At 70.3% G+C, this 16,800-nt stretch carries 16 protein-coding genes and 1 tRNA gene; 9 read left to right on the forward strand and 8 right to left on the reverse strand.

Going from position 1 to position 16,800, the window contains the following annotated elements:
• Nucleotides 1-36: 36 nt before the first annotated feature.
• Nucleotides 37-762, forward strand: a complete 726-nt coding sequence (locus J0I43_RS14615; RefSeq protein ID WP_292865415.1) for a DUF1361 domain-containing protein — start codon at nt 37-39, stop codon at nt 760-762.
• 24 nt (nt 763-786) lie between these two features.
• Here the strand turns inward: J0I43_RS14615 and J0I43_RS14620 are convergent, their stop codons facing one another.
• Nucleotides 787-1,350: an alpha/beta fold hydrolase gene (locus J0I43_RS14620; protein WP_292865417.1), complete on the reverse strand. Its 564-nt coding sequence runs from the start codon at nt 1,348-1,350 to the stop codon at nt 787-789.
• A 58-nt stretch (nt 1,351-1,408) separates the two neighbouring features.
• Nucleotides 1,409-2,092, reverse strand: coding sequence for a DUF1345 domain-containing protein (locus J0I43_RS14625; RefSeq protein ID WP_292865419.1), 684 nt, complete (start codon nt 2,090-2,092; stop codon nt 1,409-1,411).
• A 264-nt stretch (nt 2,093-2,356) separates the two neighbouring features.
• On the opposite strand from J0I43_RS14625, the gene J0I43_RS14630 reads away from it, so the two are divergent.
• Together J0I43_RS14630 and J0I43_RS14635 are read left to right on the forward strand one after the other, a co-directional pair.
• A complete protein-coding gene (locus J0I43_RS14630) occupies nt 2,357-2,956 on the forward strand; it encodes a hypothetical protein (protein WP_292865422.1) in 600 nt (199 codons plus the stop codon).
• Entirely contained in the window at nt 2,953-3,429 is a 477-nt protein-coding gene (locus J0I43_RS14635) for a hypothetical protein (RefSeq protein WP_292865425.1), read from the forward strand. Before J0I43_RS14630 ends, J0I43_RS14635 begins: the two co-directional genes overlap by 4 nt.
• A 49-nt stretch (nt 3,430-3,478) precedes the next feature.
• Here J0I43_RS14635 and J0I43_RS14640 read toward each other — a convergent pair.
• The 4 genes from J0I43_RS14640 to J0I43_RS14655 form a co-directional block, all read right to left on the reverse strand.
• Nucleotides 3,479-3,554: transfer RNA gene (locus J0I43_RS14640), tRNA-Met, on the reverse strand.
• A 129-nt stretch (nt 3,555-3,683) separates the two neighbouring features.
• On the reverse strand, nt 3,684-4,082 hold the full coding sequence (locus J0I43_RS14645; protein WP_292865428.1) for a YccF domain-containing protein: 399 nt from the start codon (nt 4,080-4,082) through the stop codon (nt 3,684-3,686).
• Nucleotides 4,083-4,117: 35 nt separating this feature from the next.
• Nucleotides 4,118-4,459: a hypothetical protein gene (locus J0I43_RS14650; protein WP_292865431.1), complete on the reverse strand. Its 342-nt coding sequence runs from the start codon at nt 4,457-4,459 to the stop codon at nt 4,118-4,120.
• Entirely contained in the window at nt 4,456-6,054 is a 1,599-nt protein-coding gene (locus J0I43_RS14655; protein ID WP_292865434.1) for a PspC domain-containing protein, read from the reverse strand. The genes J0I43_RS14650 and J0I43_RS14655 overlap by 4 nt, the downstream gene beginning before the upstream one ends.
• A 116-nt stretch (nt 6,055-6,170) precedes the next feature.
• On the opposite strand from J0I43_RS14655, the gene J0I43_RS14660 reads away from it, so the two are divergent.
• The 6 genes from J0I43_RS14660 (at nt 6,171) to J0I43_RS14685 (ending at nt 13,466) form a co-directional block, all read left to right on the forward strand.
• Nucleotides 6,171-7,436 carry an ATP-binding protein gene (locus J0I43_RS14660; protein WP_292865437.1) on the forward strand — a complete coding sequence of 422 codons (1,266 nt, stop codon included), beginning with the start codon at nt 6,171-6,173 and terminating at the stop codon, nt 7,434-7,436.
• Nucleotides 7,429-8,088, forward strand: coding sequence for a response regulator transcription factor (locus J0I43_RS14665; protein WP_292865440.1), 660 nt, complete (start codon nt 7,429-7,431; stop codon nt 8,086-8,088). The genes J0I43_RS14660 and J0I43_RS14665 overlap by 8 nt, the downstream gene beginning before the upstream one ends.
• Before the next feature lie 221 nt (nt 8,089-8,309).
• Complete coding sequence (locus J0I43_RS14670; protein WP_292865443.1) at nt 8,310-10,742, forward strand: ATP-dependent helicase; 2,433 nt, start codon at nt 8,310-8,312, stop codon at nt 10,740-10,742.
• Between the two features lie 38 nt (nt 10,743-10,780).
• Nucleotides 10,781-11,821: an SseB family protein gene (locus J0I43_RS14675; RefSeq protein ID WP_292865446.1), complete on the forward strand. Its 1,041-nt coding sequence runs from the start codon at nt 10,781-10,783 to the stop codon at nt 11,819-11,821.
• Nucleotides 11,822-11,974: 153 nt separating this feature from the next.
• Nucleotides 11,975-13,000, forward strand: coding sequence for a non-homologous end-joining DNA ligase (gene ligD / locus J0I43_RS14680; protein WP_292865448.1), 1,026 nt, complete (start codon nt 11,975-11,977; stop codon nt 12,998-13,000).
• Between the two features lie 97 nt (nt 13,001-13,097).
• Complete coding sequence (locus J0I43_RS14685; protein WP_292865451.1) at nt 13,098-13,466, forward strand: hypothetical protein; 369 nt, start codon at nt 13,098-13,100, stop codon at nt 13,464-13,466.
• Nucleotides 13,467-13,506: 40 nt separating this feature from the next.
• Here J0I43_RS14685 and J0I43_RS14690 read toward each other — a convergent pair whose 3' ends face one another.
• Both J0I43_RS14690 and J0I43_RS14695 read right to left on the reverse strand, forming a co-directional pair.
• Entirely contained in the window at nt 13,507-14,664 is a 1,158-nt protein-coding gene (locus J0I43_RS14690; RefSeq protein ID WP_292865454.1) for a DUF916 domain-containing protein, read from the reverse strand.
• A 108-nt stretch (nt 14,665-14,772) separates the two neighbouring features.
• Nucleotides 14,773-16,773: a metallophosphoesterase family protein gene (locus J0I43_RS14695; RefSeq protein WP_292865457.1), complete on the reverse strand. Its 2,001-nt coding sequence runs from the start codon at nt 16,771-16,773 to the stop codon at nt 14,773-14,775.
• Between the last annotated feature and the right edge of the window lie 27 nt (nt 16,774-16,800).

Consider the following 16,800-nt stretch of genomic DNA (forward strand, 5'->3'; position numbering starts at 1 on the left):
TGAGGGAGAGTATGCGAGACAGCGGAGGGGGAGCGGATGCCGAGTGTGATCACGGCCGTCGTGTGCGTCGTGCTTCTGAACGTGGCGGCCGCGACGCTCATCCTGCTGCGCTCGCGGGTATACGGCGTGCGTCTCTATCGGCCGATGCTCCTCAACGTCGTGCTGTCGTTCCTGCCCGTGCTCCTTGCGATCATCGGCGTCGCCGGGCTTCTGCTGCTCGTGCCGGCGATTCAGCTCGCCGGGGCATCCGCGCCGGTCCTCCTCTGGACGTATGTCGGCCTCGCGACGCTCGCGTGGCTGCTCTTCTTCCCGAATTCGGTGTACCTCATCACGGAGCTGAACCTCAGCCACCGGGAGGACGGGCCGACACCCGTCCCGCTCTGGTACGACATCGTGCAGACCCTGACGCTGACCGTCTCGGGAATAGCGAACGCGGTCCTCAGCCTCGCGATCGTCCAGACCGTTCTGATCGCCCTCTTCATCGATCCGGCGCGCCCGACGGTGCCCGCGTCGAGCTGGGTGTTCGCCGCGACCGTCATCGTGCTGGGCGCGGTGGGCGTGTACCTCGGGCGCTACCTGCGGTTCAACAGCTGGGACGTGCGGCATCCGGTCGGCATGCTCCGCAAGCTCGGAGCGCATTTCCGCGTGCGCGGGAAGGCCCTCGAGGCGTTCGCGTTCGTCCTCACGCACGCGCTCCTGATCACGCTCATCTACGTGCCGGTGTATGCGCTGGCGGCCGCCGCGCTGTTCCCCGCAGGGTGATCGCCGCGCGCGGCGCGGGCGGAGTCAGTCCCAGTCGAGGTAGTCCTCGATGAACCATGACGTCTCGCCCGGATGCGTCGCGGGGAAGAGGTGTCCGGCGCCCTCGACCTGCTTGAGGCTCGCGATGGCGGGGGCGGATGCCACGAGCCGCTCGCTCACGGAGAGAGGGGTCACCTCGTCGTCGGTGCCGTGGATGACGAGCACCGGGATGTCGTCCACGAGCTCGCCGTCGACGTCTTCGGGGGCCATCAAGAGGACACCGTTGACGCGGTCGTGGTGCCCGCGGGCGACGGCGCGGGCGACCGTGCTGCCGAAGCCGTGGCCGCCGATCCACGAGTGGTCGAGGCCCACGGCATCCATGACGTCGACGACGGTCTGTGCGAGGGCGTCGACGCTGTCGGCCGTGTCGAGCGGGGCGAGGCGCAGGACGCGGAAATCCTCTTCGACGAGGATCGAGGCGAGCGTGCCGAGGGAGGCGATGTCCTGCCCCGTTTCGGGGATCAGGACGAGGGCGGGCCCGGCGCCCTCATCGATGTAGGCGATGGCGCGGCCATCGGGCTCGAACGTCGAGATCGTCGCGGTCGTCATGGCATCCAGTCTCCCATGCGGCCGCCGGAGCGACGCGACGGCGACTCGTGCGGAGGGGTCAGTTGCTGAGGAAGAGCACGCTGATCAGCATGGCGATGATGAACGTGCTGAAGGCGTAAGCGATGTAGGTCTGGCCCGTGACGACCGAGCGTGCCCGCGTGGTCAGGATGTTGACGTCCGAAGAGGAGAACGTCGTCGCGAGCTGCGCGGCGAGGTAGTAGTAGTCGGCGAACACGGGGTGATCGCTCTCCATGCCGGGGAACTCCAGCGCCTTCTCCTGCGTGTTCAGCCGGGCATAGTGCACCGCGTACGCGGTGACGGTGACCAACCACGCGGTGACGACGACGGCGAAGCTCAGGGCGTTGGCCAGGGCGCTGTCCAGCAGGCCGGGGAGGATCAGGACCAGGGCGACGGCGAGCACGGCCAGCACCGCCCACTGCGCCGCCATCGCGGGGATCGACAGGCGCCGGCCCGGTGCGTTCGTCGCGGCCAGCCACGCTCGGAGCGTCTCTGCGTCGGCTCTGCCGAAGGTGGCCTGACTGAGGATGAGAAAGCTCAGCGAGTAGGCGATCCAGAAGACGAAGGTCGTGAGCGCGACGGTGTCGGGCGTGAACGGAGCGGGCGCGAGCGAGGCGTAGGTGAGGAGCGCGACGGCGGCCACGACCGCAGCAATGGCGAGGGAGACGAGATTGCGGGCGCCTTCCCGAGCCAGGCGAGGTGTGGATCGCGCATCCGTCGGCATGACCGAATCGTACGACCGGGGTGAGCCGACAGGAGGTGGACGCGACGGCGGGAGTCGAATTCCCGGATGCCCTCAGTGCACCTTTGAGCAGCTCGCTACGTGCATCGTCCGAAGTAGTGGCAGGTGGTCTGTTCGTGAGCTGACGAGAGCAGCTCGGCATCGGCGTGCTGTGTTGGAGGGGGGTATCGGTGTGCTCTTGTATCTGGCATATTCCTGGGGGCAGGGATTCACATACGGAACGGACGAATGATGCGAAACGTAAAGATGCTCGGACTCGCCGCCATGTCGGCGTTTGTCATGATGTTGGCGGTCCCGGCGAGCGCCAGCGCGGCGCAGGTTGAACCGTCGCCACCGGACGACGTTGCTGCGCAAATCGCGAGTGATCCCGGGCTGCGATACGTCTCCGTGGCAGAAGCGGAAGAACAGTATGGTTTCGACACGAACGCTCAAGATGCCGACGAGCCAGCTGCGGCCGAGCCCGCCATAACGCCTCTGTGGTCGTGGTGGGGATGTGACTGGCACGGACAAGCCGACTACCCGCACGTGACTAACAACGAGGCCTCCGTGCACGGGTACTGGGTCAAGGATGGGGGCGACTGTCCAGAGACAGGAACCGTCACCGTCGAACTGCAGGCTCTGGGGTGCAGCAATCTTGGCTGCGCGTGGATCACGCAGGAGACTGACTCCGTCACGGGCGTCAAGCCAGGATCAGGAACGGGGCGATGGGCGACGCCGCACAAGGCGTGTGCGAACAACAACGCCACTGGTTGGCGCGGCCGTGTTGACACCGCGCTGACAGACTTTTACGACCCGTTTGGCTGGGACGATGGACCTGCCATGGACCGGAACTGCTCTCCGGCATGAGTGGAGAACACGGGCAGGTGCGGTACGTCGCTCTGCATCCATCCCTTGAGCATCGTGATGATGTGCAGCGGCGGACCTTCGAACTGTCGGACCTTTCGGTCGCAGGGTTGGTCATTGTCTGCGAGCTTGACGACCCTCTTATCGGCCGCTCCCGCCCCACCATGAGCATGAAGATCACGCAGTACTTGCGGATGTCAGATGATTCGATGGTGCGCCTCGACATGGATCGCGGCGTGAGCTCGTTCAAACACGGGCACGTCAGACCTGTGAGCTGGAAGCGCGATGCGCAGGACGTCATCAACGAGGTTCTGACTCTCGTTCGGGCAGATGGGATCGGCGGGGACTCCTTTCCTTGGGAGGAGTATGTCGAAGCGGGACGACTGCGCGGCATCGAGGTGGACCTGGAAACGATGAAGGGGCTCCCGCACACCGTGCTCATCTCGGACGAATTGACGGAGATCTTTGAGTTCTGATCTTTCGCGAAGGAGGATTCCTCGCCTCCAGCGGCGGGCCGACAGGAGGTGGACGCGACGGCGGGAGTCGAACCCGCAACGCAACCGGGTATGAACCGGTGCCCGGGACCACCCGGATCGCCGCGATGCGTTCCCGCCGGCTCATCCGCGGGGGATGCCGGTGGGGACTCTGCCACGCTAAGCGGCCCCGCCCACATCCGCCAGGACTGTGTCGGGCCGTTGCGACATGAGACGCCGTGTGACGGGGCGGCCCGTCACAGGGTGCGGTCGAAGGCGCCCTGGCGCGTCAAGACGATGTCCTTGCCGAGCGGCATGAGGGAGATCGGGATCATCTTGAAGTCCGCGATCGCCATCGGGATGCCGATGATCGTGAGGCACAGTGCGATGCCGCTCGCGAGGTGGCCGAGCGCGAGCCACCAGCCCGCGAGAATCACCCACACGACGTTGCCGAGGAACGAGCCGACGCCGGCCGTCGGCTTCGGCACGATCGTCCGCCCGAACGGCCAGATGACGTAGCCCGCCGTGCGGAACGATGCGATCGCCCACGGGATCGTGATGATCGGGATGCACAGGACGACCCCCGCGACGACGTAGCCGACGAAGAGCCAGAACCCCGCGAAGAGGATCCAGATGATGTTGAGGATCGTGCGCATGGCATCCATTCTCGCGTGAACAGGTCGCGGCGGAGCTATGCGGATCGGTGGGCGGCGACTGCGCGCTGCGCGCGGCGCAGCAGGCCGACGAGCCCCGTGACGAGCAGCATGCCGCCCACGGCCAGCACGCCGTAGCCGATCGCGGTGGCGGGCGTGAGCGCTTGCGCCCAGGCCATGAGCTCGTCGACGCGGTCGGTGCCTGACGCGATCCAGATGCCGGCACCGGCGAGGGCCGCGAGCACGAGCCCCCACACGATCCCGGCCCAGCGGGTGCGGGGGCGCAGTGCGGGAGCGGCGGGCGTCCCGAGTGGCTCGAGGGTGGTCTCGTCCGCGCCGACGAGGTCGTCGAGGGGCAGAGTCTGGTCGTCGTCGGTCATCGTGCGTCCTCCGCTGTATCCCACCGCATGATCTGGATCCACCCCGACTGCTGATCGAGCACAAGGCTCTGGTCGGTGACGGTCTCGCCCTCGCCGACGGAGGCTTGGAGGGTCGCGACGATGCGTCGGCCGCCGTCGGGAGTGGTGCTGCTCACGGCGCTGGGGAGGTCGATCACGTCCTGCGACTCACCGACGGTCGTGTTCGTGTAGGTCGTCCACGCGGCCCCCCGGATGTCCAGGTGCACCGTGACATCCGGGTCCAGCCAGATCGTCGTCCCGCCGGAACCCTTCTGGACGTAGATCGCCTCTGTGGGGGCGTCGGCGGCTCTGAGCGTGATGTCGAGGTCGCCCCACGGCTGGACGAAGGGCGCGGATGCCGGCCAGCGCTCGGGCCCGGCGTTGGAGATGCCGTAGCTCCCGAGGTGCATCGCGTGCAGCGTCGGTGCCGCGGTCGCCGCGACTCCGCCGGCGAGCAGCACGAGGGTCATGAACGCGAGGAAGCCGCTGCGGCGCCGCACGATGCCGGCGACGACCATCCCGAGCGCCACGAGGAGCGCCGCGACGAACAGGCCCAGCGCCCCGCCGAGCTCCGTTTCCGAGGTCACGGCGACGAGAGCGCCCGCGACCACCGCGATGCCGAGCACCGTTGCGACGTAGGCGAACGGCGTGCGCGGCGCGGTGAGACGACGGAGGCGGCGGCGCTCCGCGGCCTCCGCCGTGAAGGCCGCGGCGTGGGCGTGCCGCTCGCGGCGCGCCTGGTCGCGGGCGGCACGTGCGGCATCCTGCTGCTGGCGACGCCAGGCGTCATCCTGCGCCTTCCAGGCGGCGTGCTGCTCACGCCACGCGGCGTACTCGTCGGTGTCGGGGCCAGGGCCAGGGCCGGGGACGGGAGTGGGAGTGGAGGGGACGGATGCCGCGAAGCCGGCGACATCCGCCCCCTCATCGTCCGCGGGCGCGGCATCCGGACCCGAACCGGAAGCGGCGGCGGACGAGTCCGGGGTCGCGGAGTCAGCGGAAGCCGTTCGCTGCTCCGGCGCGACGGCCGGGTCGGTGGCGCGCGGCGCGGAGCGGGCAGCACGCACGATGAGGAAGACGAGTCCGCCGACCACGGCGAGGCCGACGATGAAGGCGAGTGCCAGCACGGCGGCGAGGCCGCCGTTGGACCCGGCGACGGTCCACATCGTCGGCAGTCCGAGGAGGAACGGTACCGGCGCCGGGACGAGCCCGAGCACGGCGAACGCCACGATCCCGAGCTGCGCCGGCAGGAGGACGCCGCGCAGCGCGTATTGCAGCGGGATGTCGCCGTCGAGATCGGGCAGCAGCGCCCACGCGATCGCGTAGAGGAACAGCACGGGGAAGCCGAACAGCCCGATCACGACCAGGATGCCTCGGACGATCAGCGGGTCGATGCGCAGTCGCGCGGCGATCCCCGCCGCGACGCCGCCGATCCACCCGTCGCCGCGGACGACGCCGAGCCCTGCCGTCCACTCGAAGAACCGGTCGCCGAACGGAGCGCGTGCCGGGGCGGCGGATGTCGGAGCGGCGGATGCCGGCGGGGCGGGTGGGGGCCCGGGATCGGCCAGGGGGGTGGTCATGCATCGATCCTCGCCCGGCCCGCGCGCCGTTCGCCATCGGGTGAACCCCTGAGCGCACCCTGATTCCTCGTGCCGGGTCTGGGGGTCTGCGCCCCCGGTGTGGTGTGATGGGCGGCATGTCCACCTCCGCCGCGTCGCCGGCCGCGCCGCGGCCCGCCCGCCCTGCTCGGCCGGCCCGCCCACCCCGCCCGCCGCGCGCGGCACCCGCGGTGCGCCCGGCGCTGCAGCGCGCCCGGGAGTGCGCCGTCTCCGGCGTCTCGGTGGGAATCGCGCGGCACCTGGGGGCGCCGGTCTGGGCAGTGCGCGCGCTGTTCGTCGTGCTGGCCCCGTTCGGAGGTGCCGGCATCCTGCTCTACCTGTGGTGCTGGGCGTTCATGCCGGGGGAGGCGGGCGAGAGCGCTCCGACGCGGTCGTGGCCCGTCGCATGGATCCTGCTCGCGGTGGCAGCCGTGGCGTTCGCCGTCGCGCTGCAGACGCTCGGCGAGCTCGCGAACTGGGGTTCGGCGCCGGCCCTCCGGGCGCGCGTCCTCGGCGCCGTCGTCGTCGCCGCCGCATCCGCGACCGCCGCGGGGCTGTGGGCGGGGTTCGTCGACCGCGCCGACACGGCGCGCGGCCCGCGTCATGCGGTGTGGACGCGCGCGAGCGCGATCGTGCTCCTGGTCGGCTGCCTCATCGCCGGGGTCTCGGTGGGAGGCGAACCGCTCGCCACGCTGATCGGCACCCTCGTCCCGACCGCCGGCATCCTTCTCGTGCTCTCGTCGACGCTCGTGGAGCGGTTCCGCGAGTTGTCCGGCGAACGCGTCAAGCGCATCCGCGAAGAGCAGCGCGCCGAGATGGCCGCGCACCTGCACGACTCCGTGCTGCAGACGCTCGCCCTCATCCAGAACCGTGCCGGAGCGTCGAGCGAGGCCGCGCGGCTGGCCCGCGCTCAGGAGCGGGAGCTCCGTGCGTGGCTCTACGACGGCGATCAGCCGGCGGACAGTGACCTGGCCACCGACCTGCGCGACTACGCCGGTGCGCTCGAACTCGACTATCCCGCGCGCATCGACGTCGTCTCGGCAGGGCTCTCGACCGAGCGCGCGAGCGGCGAGCTCGCCGCCGCCGCCCGTGAGGCGATGCTGAACGCCGCACGCCACGCCGGCGGCGAGGTCTCGGTCTACATCGAAGGCGGCCCGCAGGGCGTCGACGTGTTCATCCGCGACCGCGGCGCCGGGTTCGACGTCGACGCCGTGCCGGAGGATCGCCTCGGCATCCGCCAGTCCATCGCGGGACGTATGCGGCGTGTCGGCGGCGCGGCGACCGTCAGCTCGACGCCGGCGGGCACCGAGGTGCACCTCCACTACGCGACCCCCGCACCGAGCTACGGAGCCGATCGTGGCTGAACCTGTCCGGGTCGTGATCGTCGACGACCACTCGATCTTCCGCTCGGGGCTGCGCAGCGACCTCGATGAGACCGTCGCGGTGGTCGGCGAAGCCGCCGACGTCCCCGCGGCGGTGGTCGTCATCGCCGAGACCCGGCCCGACGTGGTGCTGCTCGACGTGCATCTGCCGGGCGGCTCCGGCCACGACGCGACGGGCGGCGAGGAGGTCATCCGCGCGTCGGCGGGGGTGACGACGCGGTTCCTCGCGCTGAGTGTGTCGGATGCCGCGGAAGACGTCGTCCGCGTCATCCGCGCGGGCGCCCGCGGCTACATCACGAAGGGGTCATCCGGTATCGAGGTGAGCAGGGCCGTGCACGCGGTCGCCGGCGGTGACGCGGTGTTCTCTCCGCGTCTCGCGGGATTCGTGCTCGACGCGTTCGGCGCCGTCGCGGGGGAGACGGCGGCGGCCGGAGACGAGCTCGATCGCCTCTCCGCGCGTGAGCAGGAGGTCATGCGCCTCATCGCGCGCGGCTACGCCTACAAAGAGGTCGCCGCCGCGCTGTTCATCTCGATCAAGACGGTCGAGACGCACGTCTCGGCGGTGCTGCGAAAGCTCCAGTTGTCGTCGCGGCACGAGCTGACGGCCTGGGCGAGCGAGCGCCGGCTGCTGTAGCGCCGGCTGCTGTAGCGCCGCCGGTTGTGACCCGCCTGGCGGCATCCGTCTCGCTGGAGTCCGTCGCGCCCACCGGGCATGTCCCACTTATGGCTGTTTCGGCGGCGCTGAGCCAGCCACTTATGGGACAACGCCCGCCCCAAGTGGGACGACGCCTGCCCGGAGTGGGACAAGGCCGGCGGGGCGGGGGTGTCGGGGGTCGCGCCTAGAATTGAGGGGCCATGCCTGACCCCATCACCCCCGTCGTCGTCGGAGCCTCCACCTCGGGTCGACCCGACGACGACCTGCTCGCGGGACTCAACGAGCCGCAGCGCGAAGCCGTCATCTATCGGGGCCCCGCGCTCCTCATCGTCGCAGGCGCCGGGTCGGGAAAGACGAGCGTCCTCACCCGCCGCATCGCGTCGCTGCTGCGGGGCCGCGAGGCGTGGCCGAGCCAGATCCTCGCGATCACCTTCACGAACAAGGCCGCGGGCGAGATGCGCGAGCGCGTCCAGGGCCTCATCGGCGACGTCGCGCAGGGCATGTGGATCTCGACCTTCCACTCCGCGTGCGTGCGCATCCTCCGGCGCGAGGCCGAGCAGTTCGGCTTCACGAAGAACTTCACGATCTACGACTCCGCCGACTCCCGCGCGCTCATCAAGCGCCTCGTCAAGGAGCACGAGGCCGACGCGTTCGGTCTTACCCCGGCATCCGTGCAGGGTCGCATCTCCAAGCTCAAGAACGAGCTCGCGGATGCCGAGTCCTTCGCTCGCACGGCGAACCTGAGCGATCCCGCCGAGCGCATCTTCGTGGAGATCTTCGCCGACTACCAGCGCGCTCTGCAGCGTGCGAACGCCTTCGACTTCGACGACCTCATCGGGCAGACGGTGTACCTCTTCCGCGCGTTCCCCCACGTCGCCGACGTGTATCGCAAGCGGTTCCGGCACATCCTCGTCGACGAGTATCAGGACACCAACCACGCCCAGTACGCGCTCATCCACGAGCTCACGCGTGCGCCCGGTTCCGACGGCGCCGCGCACGACTCGGGGATGATGATCTTCGACGCGCCGAGCGAGGAACCCGCCTCGCTCACGGTCGTCGGCGACTCGGACCAGTCGATCTATGCCTTCCGAGGCGCGGACATCCGCAACATCACCGAGTTCGAGCGCGACTATCCGGGCGCGAAGGTGGTGCTCCTCGAGCAGAACTACCGGTCGACGCAGACGATCCTGGACGCCGCGAACGCCGTCATCGGCAACAACTTCGACCGTAAGGACAAGAAGCTGTGGACCGACGTCGGTCTCGGCGATCCCATCATCGGCTTCACCGGGTACTCGCAGCACGACGAGGCGCAGTTCGTCGCCGACGAGGTCGAGGCGCTCCGCCGCGGCGGCATCGCGTACAGCGAGATGGCCGTCTTCTATCGCACGAACTCGCAGTCGCGTGCGCTGGAGGAGATCTTCATCCGCTCCGCCGTCCCTTACAAGATCATGGGCGGCACGAAGTTCTACGAGCGCGCTGAGATCAAGGACGCCCTCGCTTACCTCATCGCGGTCGCGAACCCCGCTGACGAGCTGAGCGTCCGGCGCATCCTGAACCGTCCGCGGCGCGGCATCGGCGACGTCACGGAGACCTCGATCGCCCGCTACGCGGCGGAGGAGGGCATCACGTTCCGCGACGCGCTCGCGAACGCGTCGGCGTTGGGTGTCGGACCGAAGATCCAGCAGGCCATCGTGCACCTGGATGCCGTGCTCGCCGAGGCATCCGCCATCATGCTGCCGCCCTCGGGAGAGGTCGCGCCCCCGACCGCGGTGACCGAGGGGCTGCACATCCTGCTGAACAAGTCGGGCTACCTCGATGCGCTCCGCCGCTCGAAGGACCCGCAGGACGAGGCCCGCGTCGAGAACCTCGACGAGCTCATCGCGGTCACGCGGGAGTTCGCGCGGAACAACCCCGAGGGGACGGTGCTGGACTTCCTCACGGAGGTCGCGCTCGTGTCGGATGCCGATGACCTCGACGACGCGACCGGATCTGTCTCGCTCATGACGATGCACACGGCGAAGGGCCTCGAATACGATGCCGTGTTCGTCACGGGCGTCGAAGAAGACCTGATCCCGCACCGGATCTCGGCGGGCGAGCCGGGTGGTCCGCAGGAGGAGCGGCGCCTCTTCTACGTCGCGCTGACGCGCGCGCGCAAGAAGCTGCACCTCTCGCTCGCGATGACCCGCGCGCAGTTCGGCGAGGTGTCGGCGGCGATGCCGAGCCGGTTCCTGCAGGAGATCCCGCACGAGCTGATCGACTGGCGCCAGTCTCCTGGTGACGTCAACTCGCGCGGCGGCATGCAGTCGCGGGCGCTGAACGCACGACCGGGCGCGCGGGGCGGATTCGGCGGCTCCGGGGGAGGGCCCCGCTACGGCGACGACCTCGTGCCGCTGCCGCGACGGGAGCGACCCGCGGGCGACGTGACGAAGTTCGCCAACCGCATCCCCGCGAAGGTCCGCGACAACGGCGACCTCGAGCTCGCGCCCGGTGACCGCATCCGCCACGACGACTTCGGCGAGGGCCGCGTCGACATGGTGACGGGCGACGGCGCGAAGCGCATCGCGCACGTGCGCTTCGACTCCGCCGGCCCGAAGAAGCTCCTCATCAAGATCGCGCCGATCGCCAAGCTGTAGCGGCCGAGCCGGGCAGCATGGGCGGTTACGCTCGAGGCATGGCACTGTTCTCGCGTCGCGGCACACGCGGCGATTCCGCCGCGCCCGTTCCCGTCGCGCCCGTTCCCGCCGTCGCCGATGAGGTCGCCGACGAGGCGAGGGATGCCGAGGCATCCGACGCTCCCGTCGCACCGATCACTCCCGAAGCCGTCCCCCAGGTCGGCATCTCGGTCAGCACGTTCGGCAAGGGGCCCGAGAGCGCGCGCCCGGTGACGGACGAGGCGGCGCGGCCCGCGGAGGCTGCTCCGGCGGCGACGCCGTCGGTCCCGGGCCTGCCCGACAACGCGCTCGTGCAGCAGGCGCTGCGAGCGCTCCCCGAGGACCCGCAGCCGGCGCACATCATGAACGTCATGCGCCAGGTGCTGCAGGGGCAGCTGTACGTGCGGGCGCAGGGCGACGCGAAGGAGCTGCTCGAGGCCGGCCGGGGCCTCAACCTCGCGATCACGACGCACGAGGACAAGCGCTTCCTCCTCGTCTTCAGCGGGGGCGCGCCGGTGCAGGCGAGCGCGCAGGCTGAGAACGCGGGTCCGACCTCGGCGCTCGGTCAGGCGGCGTACAACGTCCTGCGGACAGCGATCGACTCGGGCTACGACGGGATCTACCTCGACCACGCGAACCCGGGCGCGCGGCTCGTGCTGCCGATCGAGCTCATCACGAAGGCGATCGAGGAGGGCGCGCCGGCGCCGTTCGACGTGAAGTCGCTGCTCGCCGGCCCGCGCACCGACGGCACCGCGGCGGAGGTCGCGGATGCCCTCACACGCGTTCCGGTCTGGGCCGCCGGCCGGAAGGCGGAGGACGGTCGCATCGGTCTCGCCGAGGCACGCGGCACCGACGGCGTGCGGCGCCTGGAGGTCTATTCGCATCCGCTCGAAGTCATCGCGATGGGTCGCGGCGACGGTCCGCTGCGCCTCGAGCCCGAGCAGCTCGCCCGCGCCGTGGCATCCGAGCCCGCACTCACCGGTGTCGTCGTCGACCCCGCCGGCCCCTGGATCGAGCTCGACCGCGATCACCTCGCCTCCCTCCTCGCGCTCGCGGGCTGACCGCGCGCGGCGCGCGGCGCCCGGCCTGCCGAGTGTCCAAGACACGCGGAGGGCCGCGGCCCCGCGTCCGCGTGTCTTGGACACTCGGCGGAGCCCCGCGCGGCGCGCGGAGCGGGGGTGTCGCGCGGTGGGGCGCAGGCCTAGGGTGGGCGCATGGCCTCGGAGCGCATCACCCTGACCGTCGCGGGGCCGGATGGCGACCGCGACGTGTCGCTGTCGAGCCCGAACCGGGTGATCTGGCCCGAACCGGGCATCACGAAACACGAGCTCGCCGAGTACGTCATCGCCGTCGCCGCGCCGTTCCTGCGGGCCAACGGGCACCGGCCCGTGTCCCTCGAGCGGTTCCCCGACACGGTCGACGGCGAGAGCTTCTTCTCGAAGAACCCGCCCAAGGGGGCGCCCGACTACGTGCACGAGGTCATGTGCACGTACAACAGCGGGCGGCGGCATCCCCAGGTCGTCCTCGACGAGGCCGCCGCGATCGTCTGGGCGGTGCAGATGAACACGGTCGTCTTCCACCCGTGGGCCTCGCTCGCGGCGGACACCGACAATCCGGTCGAGCTCCGCATCGACCTCGACCCGCAGCCCGGGACCGATTTCGCGGATGCCGCGGCCGTCGCCCCCGCGCTCCGCGACGTTCTGCGCGAGGCGGGGCTGGAGGCGTGGGTGAAGACGAGTGGGAACCGCGGCATCCACGTGTTCTGCCCGATCGAACCCAGCCACGAGTTCCTCGACGTGCGGCACGCCGTCATCGCCGCGGGCCGTGAGCTCGAACGGCGGATGCCGGACCGGGTCACCACCGCCTGGTGGAAGGAGGAGCGTGGGGAGCGCATCTTCGTCGACTTCAACCAGGCGAACCGCGACCGCACGATGGCGGGCGCCTACAGCCCGCGAGCCCTCGCACGCGCGAGCGTGGCGACGCCGATCACGTGGGACGAGCTCGCGGGCGGCGTCGACCCGGCATCCTTCACCGTCCGCACGGTCCCGGAGCGGCTCGCCGCGACGGGCGACCCGTGGGCGGAGTTCGCCGCGCGTCCGGGACGCATCGACACGCTGCTCGAGTGGTGGCAGCGTGACCTCGACGCGGGCCTCGGTGAGCTGCCGTTCCCGCCGGAGTTCCCGAAGATGCCCGGCGAGCCGCCGCGCGTGCAGCCGAGCCGCGCGAAGAAGACCGACTGAGCCGGTTCACCGCCCGGTCGCTCACCGGCATCCATCGGGACACCCGCACTGCCTAGCATGGGGCGGTGCCGCCGTTGAGCGGCGGACGGAGCAGCGCGTGAGCACGAGGGATGCCGTCGCCAAAGTCCTCGCCGCCCTGGTACTGGCGGTGGCGGTCTCAGCGGGGCCTGCGACGCTCGCGCACGCCCTCGACGACGACGCCTCGTCCCCCGATGACGATGCGTCCATGGTGATCGTCGTCGTCGTGCCCCCGCACGACCGGAACGTGTCGCCGACGCCGACGCCGACGCCGACGCTGACGCCGGGCACCCCGGAGCCCCCGGAGCACGGAGGCTCGTCCGGTTCCCGCGGATCTCTCGCGCAGTCCGGCGACCAGCCGACGGGGATCCTCACCTTCGCCGCCATCGGCGCGCTGCTCCTCGCCACCGGTGCGGTGCTGCGCGGCCGCGCAGCGCGCAACCGCTGAAGACCGCCTGGCCCGGACCCCCGGGTATGACCGTGCGCGGTCAGTCCGGGACGGACGTTCGCGCCGGCCCGGAGACACCGGTGGGGGCGACCGGCTCCGGTGCGGGCGAGGCCGACTCGATCGCCGGTCCGTGCGCGTCAGCGAGGGCCGCGGCGACAGCGACGGCCACGCGCTCGTCCTCCCTGCGTCGCCGCACCGCGGACGCGCGGCGACGCAGCCACACGATGACGAGGGCGAGACCCGCGACGACCAGCACGATGACGAGCAGCAGCACCGGCACGGCGAGCCCCGTCGCCTGCGCCGTCAGGGGGTCGAGCGCCGTCGTCGAACCCGACGCATCCACGACGATCGGGGTCGCTGTCACCGAACCGACGAGCGCGAGCATGCCGGCGATTCCGGGGACGGCGATCTGAACATCGCGCGTCTCCCCGGGGAGGATCTGCACCTCGGGCGGAACATCTCCGGCATCGGTGGCGAACCAGCCGAATGGTCCGGAGATCGACGCGCTCTGCTGCGCGCCCATCGTCGTGTTGCCCGTGTTGTGAAGAGTGAAGGTGAGGGTCGCGGTACCGGTGCCGAGCGACCAGGCGCCGCCCCACCCGACCTCGGGGTGCTCGATCGCGAGCGACGGGGCGAGCGTGCCCGAGACACGCAGACCGATGCGGATGCCGAGACGACGGTCGACCGAGATGCCCTGATCGGCGGAAGAGCCGAGTGAAGTGACGATGCCGCCGACGTAGTCGCCGGGAGTCGCATCGCCGGGCACAGCGAGCACGAAGGGCACCGTCGCTGAATCCCCGGCCGCCACCGTCACTGTCGAGGCGGAAGGCCGCGTCCAGGCGCCGACCCCGATCGAGCCCTCGCCGACGGTGAGCAGATCGAGTTGACCGCCCGCGCCCGTGTAGCCGTCGGCCGCGTACACCTCGAGCTGCAGCGGCGCCGTTCCGTGATTGCTGACCACGAGCGCATCGCTGATGCTCTGGCCGGGATCGACCGCGTAGACGTAGGACGTGCGGTCCTTGCCGAATCCGTTCGACTCGGTGCGCACCGTCCAGGTGACGTCGTCCGCGCCGGGCGAGGCGTCGTCGGCGTGGACGGAGGCTGCGGGGAGGAGCACGCCGAACAGGGCGGTCGCGGCGAGGACGGCGGCGGACAGCCGCACGGCGGACTGAAGGCGGGAGCGGCGGAAGCGGGGCATGGCGGTCTTTCGGGACGGTGGAACGAGTGCGTCCCGGGGCGTGCCGACCGTGGGATGGTCGGTACGCCCCGGGCCGCGTGTGGACTGTTCAGTCGTGCTGGCGTGCGATCAGTTGCTGATCGCGGTGAGGGTGAGGGTGCTGCGGTAGCTTCCCTTGTCGACCTCGACCGGGATCTTCAGATCCAGGTCGGAGCCGAGCGTCGCAGTGCCACGTTCGTGACCCTGCGCCGCGGAGCCGAGCACCCGCGAGTCGGACAGCCCGGTGCCGCCGTCGTATCCGGAGCCGACGGCGGCGCCGGCGACCGCGCCGCCGCCGGCGGTCACGACCTTCGGGGCCCAGCCGAGGTGCTTTCCGGAGAAGGACTTGCTGCCGTCGGTGAAGTCGCCGACCTTGGCCGCGATCGACCAGGGGGCGACGGCACGGCGGGTGTCAGTGACCACGATCGGGTTGATCTGACCGGTCGCCTCGAAGTAGGTGTCGCCCTTCTGCGTGGCGGTGCCGAGGTCGACGAGACCGTTGTGGCCGTCGATCGTCCAGCCGAACTCACCCGGCGCGGCCTCGGGGACGTCGACCTGGATGTCCTGGCCGTCACCGTGGTTCGGGTGGATCGTGACCTCGTCCTGCACCGAGCCGACCGGCTGCGCGGCCTGCGTGCCGTTGGCCGGGCCGCACCAGAGCACCCGCTTGATCTCGACGGCCGCATTGGGGGCGTCGCACGTGCCGGAGCGGATGTTCTGGACGACGAGCGCGTCCTTCTGCACCTGCACCTTGACGAACGTGCGCACGTGCTCCTGGTTCTCCACCGAGTTGTACCAGTAGTTCGACGGGTTGAGCGCGTCGGCGCCGTTTCCTTCGTCCGAGGTCTTGTCGCCGGGGACCGGGGTGGTGAGGTCGTAGTACTTCGAGCCCGACGCGGAGTTCGCCGTCACGTACACGACGCCGCCGGGACCTTCGAACACCTCCTGCTGTCCGGGCTGCTCGCTCGCGTTCGCCTTCTGGCCGTTCTTGATCTCGTACGAGCGCGAGTAGCTGTGGTCGTGACCCTGCAGGACCAGGTCAACGCCCAGCTTCGAGAACGTCGTCGGGAAGTCGACGCGGCGCACCTTGTTGTCGGCATCCTGTGCGTGGTCGGCCGGGGAGTAGATGGCGTGGTGGTAGACGAGCACGGTGTACTTCGCCTGGGCGCCGTGGGTGTTGATGACGTCGGTGACGTACTGAATGTGCGCCGCGTCGCCGCCGCCGCCAGTGGAGGTCTTGTAGCTGTTCGAGTTGAGGTCGATGAACAGCACGTCCTTGTGGATGAACCAGTAGTCGCCGCCCGACGAGTTGGAGCTCGGATTGCCGTTCACGTAGTACTGGCCCGAACGGTCGGTGTTCGGCGTGTAGAAGTGCTGCTCGTAGGCCTTGCCGCCGACATCGTGGTTGCCGATCGTCGCGACCCACGGGTAGTTGCGCAGCTGCGTGGGAGCGAGGAAGCCGTTCCACTGCGCCTCGGTGTTGGCGGCGTCGACCTGGTCGCCGCCCGAGACGAGGAGCTCCGCGTCGGGGTTCGACTGCAGGGACACGTTGACCGTGTCGACCCAGCCCGCGGTGTCCTTCGCGACGTCGCCCGACGAGCCGATCTGCGGGTCGCCGTAGAAGAGGAAGTCGTAGTCGCCCTCGAACGAGCGGGTCTGGAACGTCGTGGTCGTCGACCAGCTGCCCTCGGCGCCCACGCGGTACGAGTACTGCGTGTCCTCCTGCAGACCGGTGATGGTCGCGTGCCGGTTGAAGCCGCCGCTGGTGGCGATGTTCGCCGTCCCGGTGGCGGCGAAGGTCACCGCGGATGCCGGGAAGTCGCCGGCCACGAGCGATGCCGTGGGAGCGACCTGCACGACCTGGGCGGTGTCGGCGGAGGAGTACCAGCTCACGATGCGCTGGGTCTCATCGGCGCCGACTCCCAGGATGACGCCGGTGAGCGTCGCCGGGGCATCGGCGAAAGCGGGAGCGGCGACGGCGCCCGCGAAAGCCGTCGCGCACAGCGTGGCGGCGGTGATCCAGGCGATCGACCGACGCGGGAGGCGCGGCGTTCGCGGTTCGGCGAAGTGCGGCATGTTGTGTCCGTTCATGGGTTGGGAGATGCGCGGCGAGGTGCC

This window comes from Microbacterium sp. (genome assembly GCF_017305435.1).
In the GTDB taxonomy this organism is placed as follows: Bacteria; Actinomycetota; Actinomycetes; order Actinomycetales; family Microbacteriaceae; genus Microbacterium.